The 16,559-nt window shown below is 69.2% G+C and carries 14 protein-coding genes and 1 pseudogene; 12 read left to right on the plus strand and 3 right to left on the minus strand.

Translation table 11 applies throughout. The features are described from left to right. Window positions 1–38 precede the first annotated feature (38 nt). A complete protein-coding gene (locus HHL28_RS11000) occupies window positions 39–2,072 on the plus strand; it encodes an AsmA family protein (protein WP_075771966.1) in 2,034 nt (677 codons plus the stop codon). Window positions 2,073–2,074: 2 nt separating this feature from the next. Continuing rightward, on the plus strand, window positions 2,075–2,701 hold the full coding sequence (locus HHL28_RS11005) for a hypothetical protein (protein ID WP_075771965.1): 627 nt from the start codon (window positions 2,075–2,077) through the stop codon (window positions 2,699–2,701). Window positions 2,702–2,971: 270 nt separating this feature from the next. On the opposite strand, the gene HHL28_RS11010 is transcribed toward HHL28_RS11005, so the two are convergent. Then, the gene (locus HHL28_RS11010; protein WP_075771964.1) at window positions 2,972–3,832 is read right to left on the minus strand and encodes an alpha/beta fold hydrolase; all 861 of its coding nucleotides are present in this window, start codon (window positions 3,830–3,832) and stop codon (window positions 2,972–2,974) included. A 176-nt stretch (window positions 3,833–4,008) separates the two neighbouring features. On the opposite strand from HHL28_RS11010, the gene ggt reads away from it, so the two are divergent. The 4 genes from ggt to HHL28_RS19135 all read left to right on the plus strand — a co-directional run bounded on the left by ggt (window position 4,009) and on the right by HHL28_RS19135 (window position 8,236). After that, window positions 4,009–5,769: a gamma-glutamyltransferase gene (gene ggt / locus HHL28_RS11015; protein WP_075771963.1), complete on the plus strand. Its 1,761-nt coding sequence runs from the start codon at window positions 4,009–4,011 to the stop codon at window positions 5,767–5,769. A gap of 807 nt (window positions 5,770–6,576) precedes the next feature. After that, on the plus strand, window positions 6,577–7,044 hold the full coding sequence (locus HHL28_RS11020; protein WP_075771962.1) for a spore coat protein U domain-containing protein: 468 nt from the start codon (window positions 6,577–6,579) through the stop codon (window positions 7,042–7,044). A 135-nt stretch (window positions 7,045–7,179) separates the two neighbouring features. After that, window positions 7,180–7,845 (plus strand): radical SAM protein, encoded by a 666-nt coding sequence (locus HHL28_RS19130; protein WP_449686568.1) that lies wholly within the window; start codon window positions 7,180–7,182, stop codon window positions 7,843–7,845. A gap of 79 nt (window positions 7,846–7,924) precedes the next feature. Continuing rightward, window positions 7,925–8,236, plus strand: a complete 312-nt coding sequence (locus tag HHL28_RS19135; protein ID WP_449686570.1) for a hypothetical protein — start codon at window positions 7,925–7,927, stop codon at window positions 8,234–8,236. Window positions 8,237–8,269: 33 nt separating this feature from the next. Here HHL28_RS19135 and HHL28_RS11030 read toward each other — a convergent pair whose 3' ends face one another. After that, window positions 8,270–8,458, minus strand: a complete 189-nt coding sequence (locus HHL28_RS11030) for a DUF3553 domain-containing protein (protein WP_075771960.1) — start codon at window positions 8,456–8,458, stop codon at window positions 8,270–8,272. A 130-nt stretch (window positions 8,459–8,588) separates the two neighbouring features. Between HHL28_RS11030 and HHL28_RS11035 the strand changes: the two genes are divergently transcribed. The 6 genes and pseudogenes from HHL28_RS11035 to HHL28_RS11060 all read left to right on the plus strand — a co-directional run bounded on the left by HHL28_RS11035 (window position 8,589) and on the right by HHL28_RS11060 (window position 15,211). After that, on the plus strand, window positions 8,589–9,410 hold the full coding sequence (locus tag HHL28_RS11035; RefSeq protein ID WP_169655127.1) for a histidine phosphotransferase family protein: 822 nt from the start codon (window positions 8,589–8,591) through the stop codon (window positions 9,408–9,410). Between the two features lie 117 nt (window positions 9,411–9,527). After that, window positions 9,528–12,277, plus strand: a pseudogene (locus tag HHL28_RS11040) (hybrid sensor histidine kinase/response regulator). Beyond that, window positions 12,274–12,765 (plus strand): chemotaxis protein CheW, encoded by a 492-nt coding sequence (locus HHL28_RS11045; protein WP_075773037.1) that lies wholly within the window; start codon window positions 12,274–12,276, stop codon window positions 12,763–12,765. The pseudogene HHL28_RS11040 and the gene HHL28_RS11045 overlap by 4 nt, the downstream one beginning before the upstream one ends. Before the next feature lie 46 nt (window positions 12,766–12,811). Continuing rightward, window positions 12,812–13,177 carry a response regulator gene (locus tag HHL28_RS11050; protein ID WP_075773036.1) on the plus strand — a complete coding sequence of 122 codons (366 nt, stop codon included), beginning with the start codon at window positions 12,812–12,814 and terminating at the stop codon, window positions 13,175–13,177. Window positions 13,178–13,196: 19 nt separating this feature from the next. Beyond that, complete coding sequence (locus HHL28_RS11055) at window positions 13,197–14,387, plus strand: protein-glutamate methylesterase/protein-glutamine glutaminase (RefSeq protein ID WP_075773035.1); 1,191 nt, start codon at window positions 13,197–13,199, stop codon at window positions 14,385–14,387. Continuing rightward, window positions 14,384–15,211: a CheR family methyltransferase gene (locus HHL28_RS11060; protein WP_075773034.1), complete on the plus strand. Its 828-nt coding sequence runs from the start codon at window positions 14,384–14,386 to the stop codon at window positions 15,209–15,211. Before HHL28_RS11055 ends, HHL28_RS11060 begins: the two co-directional genes overlap by 4 nt. A 234-nt stretch (window positions 15,212–15,445) precedes the next feature. Here HHL28_RS11060 and HHL28_RS11065 read toward each other — a convergent pair whose 3' ends face one another. Next, entirely contained in the window at window positions 15,446–16,552 is a 1,107-nt protein-coding gene (locus tag HHL28_RS11065; protein WP_075773033.1) for an NAD(P)/FAD-dependent oxidoreductase, read from the minus strand. Window positions 16,553–16,559: the final 7 nt, after the last annotated feature.

A 16,559-nucleotide genomic window follows, 5' to 3' on the forward strand; every position in this document is an offset into this window, starting at 1 on the left:
TTGGGACCCTGTTGACGGAACGGGACGGGGAGGACGGTATGCGCAAGCTGCTGGTCGGTCTGGGCGTCGTGGTGGTCCTGTTGGTGGCCGCATTGGTGGCCATCCCCTTCCTGGTGCCGAAGGAGGCGCTGGTCGCCCGGCTGGAGCGGGAAGTGGAGGCCAGGACCGGGCGGGAGCTGTCCATCAAGGGGCCGGTGGACGTGTCCGTCCTGCCCAACATCGCCGTCACCCTGCGGGACGTGACCTTCGCCGGCCTGCCCGGCGGGCCGGACCTGCTGAACCTGGGCAGCATGGATGTGCGCCTGCAACTCTGGCCCCTGTTGTCCGGCGAGGCCAAGGTGGACCGGTTCGTGCTGGACCGGCCGACCATCAACCTGGTCGTGGACAAGCAGGGTCGCGCCAATTGGCAGATACAGCCGCAGCAGCCCGCCCCGGCCGACCCGAACCAACCCGCCGGCGGCCCGGTGAGCGAGCTGTCCCTGGGCGACGTGGAGATCCGCGACGGCACCCTGACCTATGCCGACGCCCGCACCGGCAGCAGCCACAAGGCGGAGGACCTGGACCTGGAGCTGTCCATGGCCCGCCTGGACGCGCCCCTGGAACTGACCGCCGACATGCGCGTGGACGGCAAGCCCCTTTCCGTCCGCACCCAGGCCAACCCGGCCCGCGCGCTGGTGGAGGGCGGCACGGCCAAGCTGGTCACCACCCTGTCCACCGAGGGGGCGGAGGCATCGCTGGACGGGCAACTGACCCGCCCCGCGGGGGGTGAGGTGTCGGTGGCGGGGGACCTGCAGGCGGCGGTGGCGTCCCTGCCCGCCACGCTGAAGGCCCTGACCGGGCAGGCGCCGGCCAACCTGCCCGTCTCCAAGCTGGACCTGACCGGCAAGCTCCAGGCCACGCCGCAGCGCGTAGCGCTCAGCGGCATGGATTTGAAGGCGGATGAGATCGCCGTGACCGGCGACCTGGCAGCATCCCTGGGCGGGGTGCGGCCGGCGGTGAAGGGGGCGCTGGCCGTGTCGCGCCTGGACCTGGACAGGCTGATGCCCCCCGCCACCCCGGCGGCGGCGCCCGCCCAACCCGCCCCGGCAGGGGCACCCGTGTCGGCCCAGGCCACGGGCTGGAGCCGGGAGCCCATCGACCTGTCGGGGCTGAAGGCCGCCGACCTGGATTTGGACGTGAAGCTGGCCGGCCTGCTGGTGGCGGGGGTGGAGGCCGGGGCCACCACCCTGGGGCTGGACCTGAAGGATGGGAAGCTGAACACCGCGCTGGCGCCGATGCAGCTGTTCGGCGGCAGTGTCCAGGGCAAGCTGGGGCTGGACGCGGCGGCAGCCACGCCGGGTGTCGCCGTGCAGGCGACACTGAAGGGCATCCAGGCGGAACCGGTGCTGCGCCGCTTCGCCAACTTCGAGCGGCTGAGCGGCACGACGGAGGCGACCCTCGACATGAAGGGCCAGGGGCGCAGCCAGCACGACCTGATGGGCAGCCTGGACGGCCAGGGCCAGGTGATCTTCCGCGACGGTGCCGTGAAGGGCATCAACGTGGCGGCCCTGGTCCGCTCCGTCACCGGCGGGGCCACGGACGGGCCGCAGCAGACCGACTTCGCGGAGATGGGCGGCGCCTTCACCGTGCAGGACGGCGTGGCGAAGACAGAGGATTTCCGCCTGATCGCCCCGCTGCTGCGGGTGGCTGGGTCGGGCACGGTGCAGTTGCAGCCCCGCACCGTGGATTTCCGCATCGTGCCCCGGCTGGTGGCCAGCATCGAGGGCCAGGGGGCCGGCAGCACCGACCAGAAGGGCCTGTCCGTGCCCATCCTGGTCACCGGCAGCTTCGACGCGCTGAGCTTCAAGCCCGACCTGTCCGGCGTGGTGCAGGAGGCCATCCGCGACCCCGCCGCCCTGCGCGACAAGGCCAAGGAGCTGCGTGACCTGCCCGGGGCCTTGCTGGGCGGCGGCGGCCAGCCGGCCCCGGACGGGACCCAACCCCAGAGCGCGCCGAAGCCGGAAGAGGCCGTGCGCGGCGTGCTGGAGGGGTTGCTGGGCGGGCAGAAGCCCCCGGCGGGAAGCGGGCGGTGACCATGTCCGACCTGGCCATCCCGTTCTGGCTTGGCGATCTGCTGGGGTCGGCCGAGGCGGCTTCCCTCGGCATCACGGCCTGTCCCATGCCGATAGCCCTGGCCGAACGGGTCGAGGGGCTGCGGCCCTATCCACTCCTGGAGAGCCCGTCAGATGAGGTCGACATGACCCGCCTGCCGGGCATGCCGTCGGGCCAAGTGGTTCTGCCCCTGTCAGACAGCAATATCCACAATCACCTGCGAGGGCTGTTCGCGGCGTTGCGGGCCAGGGGCATCGACGCGATCTACTGCATTGGCTGCGTGCCAACCGAGCCGGCCCACGACGTGGTTTACCGATACCCGACAACAGAAGCGCTGGCCGACGCCCTGCACGGGCGATTCCAGCTGTCATCACGGATTTACCTGGACGAGGCCGGTACCTTCATCGCCCAGGACCTGCATGGCGACTTCCTGCAAATCCGGGCTGCCCGGCCCTTCTTGCAGGAGGTGCTTGGCCCCTGGGACCTGACCGCGGCGATGGCCGAGCACTTGGCATACCTTAGGATATCGACCTTGCCTGATGTCCAAAGGCTTGCCAGCGAGATCGAGGCATTCAACAGCAGCGTCCCCATGGCCGTCGGCATGCGGTGAGTGACCAAAGGCGACCTTAAGGTGACGTAAGGTGACCTTAACGCGACGCTTAAGGTGACGCGTGTCACCTTCCAAGCACTTGGGCGATATAGGAATTTGCGCTTAAGGAGACAAAGGTGACGCGGTTCGAATTGTGTCACCTTAAGCGCCGATCTCCCTAGGCTTCCTGCCATTCACCATGTCCAAGACCCGCCGCGCCCGGAAAGCGCGGCGGGCCCAGCATGTCATGGCCTAGGACACCTGTCCACTGGAGCCGGTTCCTTCCCCGGCTCATGCCACCTTGTCCAGGAACGACCGGATCACGGCGAAGCAGCCGTCCGGGTCGTCGCGCCAGAGGCCGTGGCCGCAATGGGGGACGCGGTGGTAGGTGGTGAGGTGGGGCGGCAGGTGGGCCACTAGCTCCTCCGCGCATTCCCAGGGGGTGATGGGGTCCAAATCGCCGGCCAGAACCAGGACCGGCACCCTTGTGCCGCGAAGGCTGTCGCGGAAGTCCATCTGCCACATCTCCCCACCCCGGCCGCTGAAATGCTCCAGCACCTCCGGCTTCTGGAGGGAGCGGCGGCGGCCGGGGACGCCGTCGGCGGGCTGCTGCGCCGTGTAGTAGGGCATGCAGGTACGGCTGAAGGCTTCCACCTTCTCTGCCCGCACATCGTTCCAGAAATCCATGGCCGCATCGCGCACGGCCGGGCCGCCGCGGCGTTCAAAGGCGGCGGCGATCAGGTCGGGGCACATGCGGGCGGCGGTGGAGGAGAGGATCACGCCCGCCGCATGGTCCGGGTGGCGGCGGAGATATTCCTGGGCGACGAAGCCGCCGAAGCTGTTGCCCAGGACCACCGGCTTCTCGATCCCCAGCGCGTCGCAGAAGGCGCGCACGTCGTCCGCCCATTGGGCCAGGGTCCAGGTGGAGCGGTCCTCGCCCCCGCTGCGCCCCTGCCCCCGGTGGTCCAGGTAGATCACCTGCGCCGTGTCGGCCAGGGCGCCGAAGGCCGGCTTGAAGGTGGCATGGTCGAAGCCCGGGCCGCCATGCAGCAGCACCAGGGTGGGGCGTTGGCGCATCCCTTCCCCGTCCGGCACCAGGCCGGGGCCCTCCACGTCGAACCAGAGCCGGATGCCGTTGACCGCGACCTGCATGGATGCACCTTTATTGCGGGAAAGCTGCCCCGTCCTAGCATTCCCAGCGGCCACGCCGCCAGCCCGGCATCGCTTTGTTGCCGAAGCATGCGCTTGGCATTAGATGGTCGGGGAGGAGGCGGGGCACCGCCTTGAGGGAAGAACGACAAGCCGATGCCAGGGAAGGCCAAGGACGGATGCGCAAGACGCTGGGAGCGCTGCTGGTGGCAGCGGTGGCGGCCATGCCGCTGATGACAGAAACCGTCGCCGCGGCGGACACCAACCCCCAACCCGGCCGCGGCGACCGGCTGGTGGGCGCAAACTTCGCCGGCCGGTCGGAGGTGATCGCCAAGAACGGCATGGCGGCCACCAGCCAGCCCCTGGCCACCCAGGTGGCGGTGACCATCCTGCAACAGGGCGGTAGCGCCGCGGACGCAGCCATCGCCGCCAACGCCATGCTGGGCTTGGTGGAGCCCACGGGCAGCGGGGTGGGCGGCGACCTGTTCGCCCTGGTCTGGGACCCCAAGACCAACAAGCTGTACGGCCTGAACGCCTCTGGCCGCGCGCCCAAGGGGCAGACGCTGGAACAGCTCCGCCAGCGTCTGGCGGACCGGGACGCCATCCCCAGCTTCGGGTCCCTGTCGGTGACCGTGCCGGGCGCCGTTGGCGGCTGGTTCGACCTGCACAAGAAGTTCGGCAAGCTGCCCATGGACAAGGTGCTGGCCCCCGCCATCGCCTATGCCCAGGACGGCTTCCCCCTGTCCCCCTTCATCGGCCAGGGCATGGCGCGCAACATCAAGCGCCTGCTGGAGCAGAAGGACGTGGAGGAGGTGGAGAACCTAAAGAAGACCTACCTGCCCGACGGCCGGATGCCGGAGGCGGGCCGCGTCTTCCGCAACCCAGACCTGGCCCGCACCTATTCCCTGATCGCCAAGGGCGGGCGTGATGCCTTCTACAAGGGCGAGGTGGCGAAGACCGTCGACGCCTACATGAAGCGGATCGGCGGGCCCCTGCGGTTCGAGGACTTCGCCGACCACACCAGCACCTGGGTGGAGCCGGTCAGCACCAACTATCGCGGCTACGACGTCTGGCAGATCCCGCCCAACGGCCAGGGCATCGCCACGCTGCAGATGCTGAACCTGCTGGAGGGCTATGACCTGAAGGCCATGGGCCACAACAGCGCCGACTTTGTGCATGTGATGGTGGAGGCGAAGAAGCTGGCCTTCGCCGACCGGTCCCGCTGGTACGCCGACCCGGAGTTCGTGAAGGTCCCGCTCCAGCGCCTGATCTCCAAGGACTATGCCAACGAGCGGCGGCCGCTGATCGACATGGCCAAGGCCGGCACGCCCGACCCCGGCAAGATGCCGGAAAGCCATGACACCATCTTCCTGTCCACCGCCGACAAGGACGGGATGATGGTGGCGCTGATCCAGTCCAACTACCGCGGCATGGGCAGCGGGCTGGTGCCGGACGGGCTGGGCTTCATGTTGCAGGACCGGGGGGAGCAGTTCGCCCTGAACCCGCAGCACCCCAATGTCTATGCGCCCGGCAAGCGGCCCTTCCACACCATCATCCCCGGCTTCGTGACCAAGGACGGCAAGCCTTGGCTGGCCTATGGCGTGATGGGCGGGGCGATGCAGCCCCAGGGCCATGTCCAAGTGCTGGTCAACATGATCGACTTCGGCATGAACGTGCAGGAGGCGGGCGACGCCGCCCGCTGGCAGCATGACGGCAGCGCCGAGCCAACCGGCGCCCCGGCGGAGGGGGTGGGCACCCTGTTCCTGGAGCAGGGCATCGCCCCGTCGGTGCTGGAGGAGCTGAAGCGCCGCGGCCACAACGCGATCTACAAGCCCGGCACCCATTACGGCAGCTACGAGGCCATCCAACGCGACCACGCCAACGGCGTCTACCGCGGCGGCACCGAGATGCGGGTGGACGGGCACGCGGCCGGGTTCTGAGGACGGACGTTGCCAGGAGGGGGCGCCGGCGGGGAGGCTCGCCGGCGCCCTTTTTGTTTCCTGCCAAGCACTTGCTGTCACCCCGGGCTTGACCCGGGGCCCTCGGGATCGGGTCGTGCAGGGCACCGGAAGCCCAACGGGCAGCCCGGGGAAACTTACGGGAACGGTGATGACAGGGATGGCCAGGGATGACAGTGATGCGTCGCTGCTTCCCGATTCTTCGCACCAGTGACTGGCCTGTTCGGGGAACGCAGAGGACGCAGATGGCCGCAGAGGACACGGAGGCTGTCGGTGCGGCCCTGCCGTTGGGCTTTGCTTGCCATGGCAACTATAACAGTGCGCCGCAGGCCGATGATGGTTCACGCCGACATCCGGGCACCACGCCGATTACAAGCCGAACCCATCACCGTCATCCCTGGCCATCACCGTCATCACTGTTCCCCTAGGTTGGTCTCCCCTCTGCGTCCTCTGCGGCCAACTGTGTCCTCTGCGTTCATAAGCCCCCTGACCACCGCGCCGGCGCCCACAAGATGGCCCGCTACCGCCCCTTGGCATGTCCGCTTTCTCAAGGGTCCCGGGTCACGCCCGGGCTGACAACCAGCATCTTGCAGAATGCAACACATGCACTCTGCAAATTGCATTTTGCAATCCCTTGCGAAATGCAACGTCTCAACCCTAGGCGACCAACCCCTTCATCCCAAGCATTTCCAACAACTTAGCTGACGGGAGCCCACCCCTACCCCTTTGGCACAGGGCCTGCAAACCTTCCTCGGCAAAGGCGCAAACGCCGAACCGATGGAGAGACAGATGACCAAGATCGCCGCCACCCTCGCCGCCGCCGTCGCCCTCGCCGCCCTGGCTTCCGCCCCCGCCCTGGCCCAGTCCGCCACCGGCACCATCCAGCTCCGCGGCTCCGTCGCCCAGAGCTGCACCATCCAGGTCCAGGACATGAACCAGTCCCTGAACCTGGTGAACGGCGAGAGCAACCGTGAGGTCGGCCGGGTGGTGGAGACCTGCAATTCCGGGACCGGCTACAACATCACCGTGGCCTCCGCCAACAAGGCCCTGACCAGCAATGCCTCCGGCAGCGTGCCCGTGGCCTACACCCTGGCCTACGACAACCAGGCCGGCAACCCGACCGCCAACCTGGTCGTGGCCCGCGCCACCGCCCAGTTCGGCAAGCAGTCCAGCCTGACCGTGACGGTCCCGGCCTCCGCCTCCCGCATCGCCGGCGACTATGCCGACACACTGACGGTCACCATCGCCGCCAAGTAAGGCCTTCGCATTCCCATCGGTTCTCCCGACGACTGCCCCGCCCGGATCACCCGCGGCGGGGCTTTGTCGTTATGGCTGGCATGGGGTGAGGAGCCTTGACAGGGCCGCTTCGGCGGCCGACCTATCCGCCCCATCATGCCGCGTGACCCGATCAAGCAAGTGAAGACCCTGCGCCGCCCCGCCGACCTGGCGGCGGCCGGCCTTGTCCAGCCGGAAGCCCTGTCGGCGCTGGAGGCGGTGGCCCAGCGCTTCGCCGTGGCGGTGACGCCGGACATGGCGGAGCTGGTGGACCCGACCGACCCGCGCGACCCCATCGCCGCCCAGTTCATCCCCGACGCGCGGGAGCTGGAGGTGCGGCCGGAGGAGCGGGCGGACCCCATCGGCGACGAACCCTTCACCCCCGTCAAGGGCATCACCCACCGCTACAAGGACCGGGTGCTGCTGAAGCCGGTGCATGCCTGCCCGGTCTATTGCCGCTTCTGTTTCCGGCGGGAGATGGTGGGCCCGGGGTCAGAGGCCCTGGACCCGGCGGAGCTGGACGCGGCCCTGGCCTATATCGCCGGGCATGAGGAGGTGTGGGAGGTCATCCTGACCGGCGGCGACCCGCTGATCCTGTCGCCGCGGCGCCTCCAGGAGATCATCGGCCGGCTGAACGACATCTCCCATGTGGGGCTGGTGCGAATCCATACCCGCGTGCCCGTGGTGGACCCGGGCCGGGTGACGGACGAGATGGTGCGCGCCCTGCGGGGGAGCGGGCCCCCACCTGGATCATGCTGCACTCCAACCACTGGAAGGAGATGACGGCGGAGGCCCGGGCGGCCTGCGGGCGGCTGGTGGACGCGGGCATCCCCATGCTGGCCCAGACGGTGCTGCTGCGCGGGTGAACGACGACGTGGAGACCCTGGCGAAGACCTTCCGCACCCTGGCGTCGGCGCGGGTGAAGCCCCACTACCTGCACCAGGGCGACCTGGCCCTGGGCACCGGCCATTTCCGTACGTCGGTGGCGCGGGGCCAGGAGCTGATGCGGGCGCTGCGGGGCAACCTGTCGGGCCTGTGCCAGCCCACCTATGTGCTGGACATCCCCGGCGGCCACGGCAAGGTGCCCATCGGGCCGGGATATCTGGAGCCGGGGGCCGACGGCGCCTGGACCGTCACCGACCCCAAGGGCCACACCCACCCCTATGAGGGTTAGGCGCCCGCAGCCGGGGGCCTGAGTATCTTTCCCTCAGCGCAGCGCCGGGTCGTCTTCGTCCACCACGGACAGGCTGACCACCGCGGCGTTGATCAGCAGCTTGCCGGCATGCTCGAAATTCACCGTGACCCGGTTGCCCACCACCGACTGGACCTGGCCCAGGCCCCAATCCGGCTGGCCGGGGTGGCGCACGATGGCGCCGGGTACCAGCGTGTCATCCATGGGGCGGCCTTCCGATGCACTTGGTTCCGGGATGGAAACCATTCACCATTTGTTACGGAAACCAATGCTACCCTTCCGTGCCATTGGGCGCCAGGGTGGCTTCGGCCAAGAAAACTCGGGAGTCGGGGGAATGCCGGTGACACTGTCCGTCCGCGCCGTGGAGCTTTTGTGCTCCCGCCTCTGCCATGACCTGGTCAGTCCGGTGGGCGCCATCAACAACGGCGTGGAGCTGATCGAGGAGACGGGCCTCGCCGACGGCGGGGAGGCGCTGGACCTCATCGCCGACAGCGCGGATGCCGCCGCCAAGCGGCTGAAGCTGTTCCGCCTGGCCTTCGGGGCCGCGGGCGGCCAGGACGGAATCAGTGCCGCGGACGCGCGGGCCGTGCTGGAGGGCTGGTTCCGCGGCGGGAAGGTGGCCCTGTCCTGGACCGCCACGCTGCCCACCGCCCCGCCGGGCTTCTTCAAGCTGCTGCTGGCCGCCGGCGTGCTGGCGGAGGAAGGCCTGCCCCGGGGCGGCAGCCTGCGGGTGGACGGCGATGCCGGCCGGCTGACCCTGGCCGCCCAGGGCACCGGTGCCGCGCTGCGGCCGGAGGTGCGAGTCGCCTTGGGCGGTGACCAGCCCGACGCGGAGCTGACCCCCGCGGCATCGTGGCCCATGTGGCCGCGCGGATGGCCCTGGCCTATGGCTTCACCCTGGCCCTGGGCGAGGAGGCGGAGGGCCGCTTCACCCTGGCCATCGCCCAGGCCTGAACCCGGCAAGTTTCCCCCGCCCCCGCACTCGTGCGGGCAGGCGCCTGGCCCGTGTGTGTCCGCCCCGGATTTGACACCTGACCGAACGAACCCGGATGTCCGCTCGAAAGGGATAGTCCTGCCCCTCTCGAAAAAGGTATGCTCCCCCTTGCCAGGGAGGACAGGCCGCGCCATCAATTCGATCGTGGTAAGGCGGATTTAAGACAATACCGCCAGACTGCCATCGTCCGGCTGGCTGGATGGGGGCCATGGGGGTCCCGGTCCAGCCGTCTTGATGTGTGTTCGCGGCGCCAGACTATCCCGTGACGGGCGAGGGACCATGGATGACCTGCTGAGTGAATTCCTCACGGAGACCAACGAGAACCTCGCGGTCCTCGACGTGGAGCTGGTGAGGCTGGAACAGAACCCCAACGACCCGGGGCTGCTCAGCAACATTTTCCGGCTGGTGCATACCATCAAGGGCACCTGCGGGTTCTTGGGGCTGCCCAGGCTCGAGTCGGTGGCCCACGCCGCCGAGAACGTGCTGGGCCGCTTCCGCGACGGGGAGCTGGAGGTCAGCCCCTATGCCGTGTCGCTGATCCTGGAATCGCTGGACACGATCAAGGCGATCCTGTCGGTCCTGGAACAGACCGAGGCGGAGCCCCCGGGCACCGACGAGGACCTGATCAAGCGGCTGAACGCCATGGCCGAGGGGCGCGAGCTGCCGAAGGCGGCCACCCCCGCACCCGCGCCGGAGCCGGAACCTGCCCCCGCCGAGAACGACCCGGACCAGCTTTTCGAGCCGGTGACGGCCGCCGCCATGGCCGCCGCCGTGGCCGCCGAGGCTGCCGCCGCGGCCGCCCCCCTGCCCCGCCCGTGCCGGCCACCCCCGCCGTGGTGAAGGCGACCCCGCCGGAGCCCGTGCAGTCCCGCCAAGTGGCCCCGGTGGCCGAGGCCCCGCCCCCGGCCGAGGCGCCGCCGCCCGCGCCGAAGATGGACGTCGCCGACCACGGCCCCATGGGGGAGGCGAAGGAGAGCGCCGTCGCCCAGCAGACCATCCGCGTCAACGTGGACCTGCTGGAAAACCTGATGACCATGGTCTCGGAGCTGGTGCTGACCCGCAACCAGCTGCTGCAGATCCTGCGGTCCCAAAAGGACAGCGAGTTCGCCACCCCGCTGCAACGCCTGAACCACGTGACGTCGGAGCTGCAGGAAGGCGTCATGAAGACGCGCATGCAGCCCATCGGCAACGCCTGGGCCAAGCTGCCGCGCCTGGTGCGTGACCTGGCGCACGAGCTGCACAAGAAGATCGACCTGCAGATGCTGGGCGCCGAGACCGAGCTGGACCGGCAGGTGCTGGAGCTGATCAAGGACCCGCTGACCCACATGGTCCGCAACTCCGGCGACCACGGGCTGGAGACGCCGGCGGAGCGCGTGGCCAAGGGCAAGCCGGAGACGGGCCGCATCACCCTGAACGCCTTCCATGAGGGCGGCCACATCATCATCGAGATCAGCGACGACGGCAAAGGCCTGCCGCTGGACAAGATCAAGGCGAAGATCGTCCAGAACGGGCTGGCGACGGAGGCCGAGCTGGCCACCATGTCGGACCAGCAGATCCAGCAATACATCTTCAAGCCGGGCTTCAGCACCGCCGCCAAGGTCACCAGCGTCTCCGGCCGCGGCGTCGGCATGGACGTGGTGAAGACCAATATCGAGAAGATCGGCGGCACGATCGAGATGAAGTCGGTGGAGGGCCGCGGCACCACCTTCACCATCAAGATCCCGCTGACCCTGGCCATCGTGTCGGCCCTGATCGTGGAGTGCGGCGGGGAGCGGTTCGCCGTGCCGCAGATCAGCGTGGTGGAGCTGGTCCGCGCGGCGGATGACAGCGAGCACAAGATCGAGCGCATCAACGGCGCCCCGGTCCTGCGCCTGCGCAACCGCCTGCTGCCCCTGGTCAGCCTGCAGCGCCTGCTGAAGCTGGGCGCGGACGACGAGGACAAGCGGGAGACCTTCATCGTCGTCACCCAGGTGGGCAACTACACCTTCGGCATCATTGTGGACCGGGTGTTCGACACCGAGGAAATCGTGGTGAAGCCGGTGGCGCCCATCCTGCGCCATATCGAGCTGTTCAGCGGCAACACGATCCTGGGCGACGGCTCGGTGATCATGATCCTGGACCCCAACGGCATCGCCACCGCGTCCGGCACCACCGCGGTGCAGGACACGGCCGCCCAGGCCGCAGAGACCGCCGCCAAGGCGCGCCGCGAGGACGACAAGATGGCGCTGCTGATCTTCAGCGCCGGCGAGGGCGGGCCGAAGGCCGTGCCGCTGTCGCTGGTGGCCCGCCTGGAGGACATCGACCTGAACCAGGTGGAGCTGTCCAACGGGGAGCCGGTGGTGCAGTACCGCGGCAAGCTGATGCCGCTGGTGCCCATCGACCCCAACTGGTCCATCGTCCGCGGCAAGCGCCAGCCGGTGGTGGTGTTCGCCGACGGCGACCGCTCCATGGGCCTGGTGGTGGACGAGATCGTCGACATCGTGGACGACAAGCTGCAGGTGGAGCTGGGCACGGAGCGGCCGGGCTTCCTGGGCAGCGCCATCATCGCCGGCAAGGCCACCGACGTGATCGACGCCGGCTTCTACCTGACCCGCGCCTTCAAGGACTGGTTCGGCAACGGCCGGGACACGGGCTTCGAGGAGGAGCGGCAGCACCGGGTGCTGCTGGTGGACGACAGCCCCTTCTTCCGCAACCTGCTGACCCCGCTGCTGAGCGTGTCGGGCTATGACGTGACGGCGGTGGACAGCGCGGACGAGGCCCTGTCCCTGCACGAGGCGGGCGAGGATTACGACGTCATCATCAGCGACATCGAGATGCCGGGCATGACAGGCCTGGAGTTCGCCCAGGCGGTCCGGGGCAGCGCCCGCTGGTCCGGCGTGCCCCTGGTGGCGCTGTCCAGCCACGCCACGCCCCGCGACCTGGACCGGGGCCGGCAGGCCGGCTTCACCGACTATGTCGCCAAGTTCGACCGTGACGCCCTGCTGTTCGCCCTGCAGCAGACCATCACCGAAAGCAAAGGTGCCGCATGAGTGCCCGCCTCCCCGCCAAGAGGACCCAGGCCACCGAGGTCTCCGTCGCCAAGAACGAGGACTTCGTGACCGCGACGATCGCGGACCAGCTGTTCGGCATCCCCGTGCTGCAGGTGCAGGACGTTCTGGGGCCGCAGAAGATCACCCGCATCCCCCTGGCCCCGCCCGAGGTGGCGGGGTCCTTGAACCTCCGCGGCCGCATCGTCACCGCCATCGACGTGCGGCTGCGCCTGGGCCTGCCCAAGGCGACCAAGGAGAGCAAGGGCATGAGCATCGTCGTCGACCACAAGGGGGAGCTGTACTCCCTGATGGTCGACAGCGTGGGCGAGGTGCTGAGCCTGTCCGGTGACGACTTCGAGCGGCACCCCGCCACCATGGACCAGCGCTGGCGCGAGGTCTCCACTGGCATCTACCGGCTGAAGGAAACGCTGCTGGTGGTGCTGGACGTGTCGCGCCTGCTGAACTTCGCCAACATCGAGGCGGCGTGAGCCGCCGCGACGGCCCCGCCGGGGCGCCCCTGATCGAGGTCCCTTGATGAAGTCCTGCCTCGTCGTCGATGACAGCCGCGTGGTCCGCAAGGTCGCGCGCAAGATCCTGGAAGAACTGGGCTTCTCCTGCTCGGAGGCCGAGGACGGCAAGCAGGCCATGGACCAGTGCGCCAAGGCCATGCCCGACGCCATCCTGCTGGACTGGAACATGCCGGTCATGACCGGGATCGAGTTCCTGCGCCGCCTGCGCAAGATGTCCGGCGGCCAGGCACCGAAGGTGGTGTTCTGCACCACCGAGAACGACCTGGCCCATATCCAGGAGGCCCTGTCGGCCGGCGCCAACGAGTACATCATGAAGCCGTTCGACAGCGAGATCATCGAGACCAAGTTCCAGCAGGTCGGCCTCCTCTGAGGCCGGCCGAGGCGCCCCCATGACCGAGTATGCCGGCCGAGCCGCCGCACCCCCGACACCCAGCACGCCCGACCCGTTCCGGGTGATGGTGGTGGATGACAGTGCCGTCATCCGCGGCCTGATCACCCGCGCGCTGGAGACGGACCCCGAGATCAAGGTGGTGGCGTCGGTGGCCAACGGTCAGATGGCCATCAACACCCTGCCGCGCCAGCCCATCGACGTGATCGTGCTGGACATCGAGATGCCGGTGCTGGACGGGCTGTCCGCCCTGCCGCACCTGTTGCAGGCCGATCCCAACGTGAAGGTGGTCATGGCCTCCACCCTCACGGCCAAGGGGGCGGACGTGTCCCTGCGGGCCCTGCGGGCGGGTGCCGCGGACTATATCCCGAAGCCCTCCTCCACCCGGGAACTGACGGGGGCCGACACCTTCAAGCGCGAGCTGACGGAGAAGGTGAAGGCCCTGGGCCAGGCGGCCCGCAAGGCCGACCCGCGCAAGGCGGTGCCGACCCCGGCCGTGGCCCGCCCCGCCCCGGGGGCGCCGGCCCAGCCCACCAGCGGCTTCACCCTGCCCACGCCCATCCGGACCCGGCCGGAGCCGGGGCCCGTGGTGCTGCGCGCCGCGCCGGAGTTCCGCCCGGACGTGATCGCCATCGGCAGCTCCACCGGCGGCCCCCAGGCCCTGTTCGAGGTGCTGGGCAACCTGAAGGAGCTGAAGCAGCCGATCCTGATCACCCAGCACATGCCCGCCACCTTCACCACCATCCTGGCGGAGCACATCACCCGCCAGTGCGGCGTGCCCTGCGCCGAGGCGAAGGAGGGGGAGGTGATCATGGGTGGCCGCGCCTATGTGGCCCCGGGCGACTTCCACATGCTGGTGGTGCAGAAGAACGGCCAGAACACCCTGACCCTGACAAAGGACCCGCCGGAGAATTTCTGCCGCCCGGCGGTGGACCCGATGCTGCGCAGCATCGTGAAGGCCTATGGGCGGAAGGTGCTGGCCGTCATCCTGACCGGCATGGGGCATGACGGGCAGAAGGGCTGCGACCATGTGGTGCAGGCCGGGGGCGCCGTCGTCGGCCAGGACGAGCCCACCAGCGTGGTCTGGGGCATGCCGGGGGCCGTCGCCACGGCCGGCCTGTGCAGCGCCGTCCTGCCCCTGAAGGAAATCGGTCCCTACATCCGTAAGCAGGCGACGAGGCAGGCGGCATGAAGGTCGAAGACTTCGATATGTTCTGCACCCTGCTGCGGCAGCGTTCGGGCCTGGTCCTGACCAAGGACAAGGCCTACCTGCTGGAGTCGCGGCTGATGCCGGTGGCCCGCAAATGGAACCTGAAGGGGCTGGAAGACCTAGCGGCGGTGATCCGCGCCAAGCGGGACGAGGCGCTGCTGCGCGACGTCACGGAGGCGATGACCACCAACGAGTCCTCCTTCTTCCGTGACACCAAGCCGTTCGACCAGTTCAAGGCCGTCGTCCTGCCCATGCTGTTGCAGAGCCGGGCGGCCAAGAAGACCATCCGCATCTGGTCCGCCGCCTGTTCCTCCGGCCAGGAGGCCTATAGCCTGGCCATGCTGTTGAACGAGGAAGGGGCGCGGCTGGCCGGCTGGCGGATCGAGATCATCGGCACCGACCTGTCCGGTGAGATGGTCAACAAGGCCAAGGCCGGCATCTATACCCAGTTCGAGGTGCAGCGCGGCCTGCCCATCACCCTGCTGGTCAAGTATTTCAAGCAGGTGGGCGACAAGTGGCAGATCACCGAGGACATGCGGTCCCGGGTGCAGTACCGGGAGTACAATCTGCTGAGCGACCTGTCCCCGCTGGGCCAGTTCGACGTGATTTTCTGCCGCAACGTGCTGATCTATTTCGACGGCCCGACCAAAGGCAAGGTGCTCGAGGCCATGGCCAAGCAGATGCCGCCCGACGGCGTGCTGTACCTGGGCGGTGCCGAGACGGTGCTGGGCATCACCGAGAAGTTCAAGCCCATGGAGGGCCAGCGCGGCCTGTACACCCTGGCCGGGGTGCCGGTAAGGGCGTGACACCAAGCGCATGAGATTCTGACCCATGCGCTTGGAGGCCGGCGACCGCCGGCCCGCGTGAGCCAAGCCGCCGGATGGCGGCGCGAGCCTGCCCCGGCCCCCGAGCCGGGGGCGCCTGGGGGGCCGTTGGTCGGTCACGCTCAACGGCGGCTGGTATGAGGCGTGATCTGTCGGGGTTCCCGTTGGTCACCCCGACCTACGGGCGCGTAGTGAGCGCCAGCGAACCCCGATACGTCACCCCGCATACGCTGCTAGGAACCGCCGGTCGATCCGGTCCTTCAGCCACCAGGCGCTTCGACCCGCCCACCAGAAGCTGCCGCGGACCGCAAGGCCGGTGCGGTCGCCCAGGTTCATGATCCAGAGATAATCCTTCTGCGGCACGAACCGGCGCAGGGGCTGGCCCTCCGCCGCGGCCAGCAGGTTGTGGCAGAGGATCGGGGCCTGGCGGATGGCGTAGACGCCGACCTTGGGTAGCTCATGCCCGTCCAGGGCCACCCCGTCCCCGGCGCCGAAGACCGAGGGGTCGGCGGGGCTGCGCAGGGTGCCGTCCACGACCAGGGCACCGTCCCGGTCCATGGGCAGGCCGCTCCCCCGGGCGATGGGCCTGGGGCGCAGGCCGGTGGCGTTGAGGAACAGGTCGAAGGGCAGCCGGTCACCGCCTTCCATCACCGCCTCCACCCCCTCCACCCGCTTCACCCGGTCGCCGACGCGGAAGACCACGCCCCGCCGCTCCAGGTCCGCCACCACCCGCTTGGCCGCCTTGGGCGGGAGCTGGGACAGCGGTTCCCCGCCCGCCAGCACGGTGACCAGCACGCTGCCGCCGCGGGAAGCGGCCAGGGCCAGGATGTTGGCCGCCAGCTCACACGCCGTGACCCCGCCGCCGGCCACCAGCACCACCACGGCCCGCGCCGGGTGGCGCTTGAACCGCTGTTCCAGCGCGGTCTTCAGCTCCATCAGCCGCGGGATGGGCTTGACGGGGAAGCAGCGGGCATGCCCCTCCGTCCCTGGCAGGGCGGGCACCTCGCTGCCTGTCGTCAGGGACAGCAGGTCGTAGGAAAGGCTGTCGCCGCCCGCCAGCACCAGCCGCTTGGCGGCCGTGTCGATGCGGGTCACCTGGTCCTGGATGAAGGTCCCCCCGCCGCGCACGGCCAGGCGGGCCACGTCCACCTGGTCCAGCGTCTCAGGGTAATGGCCGCCCAGCACCCCGGTGGCAAGGCCGGAGTACCAGAAGGGCCCGGGCGCGACCAGCGTCACCGCATGGCCGCGCGCCGTGAAGCCCGACAGGTGCTTCAGGGTGTGGAGTTGGGCGTGGCCGGCGCCCACCAGGACGATGTTGGCCATGGGCGGC

Origin of the sequence: Aerophototrophica crusticola, assembly GCF_012913305.1 — a bacterium.
Taxonomy (GTDB): Bacteria; Pseudomonadota; Alphaproteobacteria; order Azospirillales; family Azospirillaceae; genus Niveispirillum; species Niveispirillum crusticola.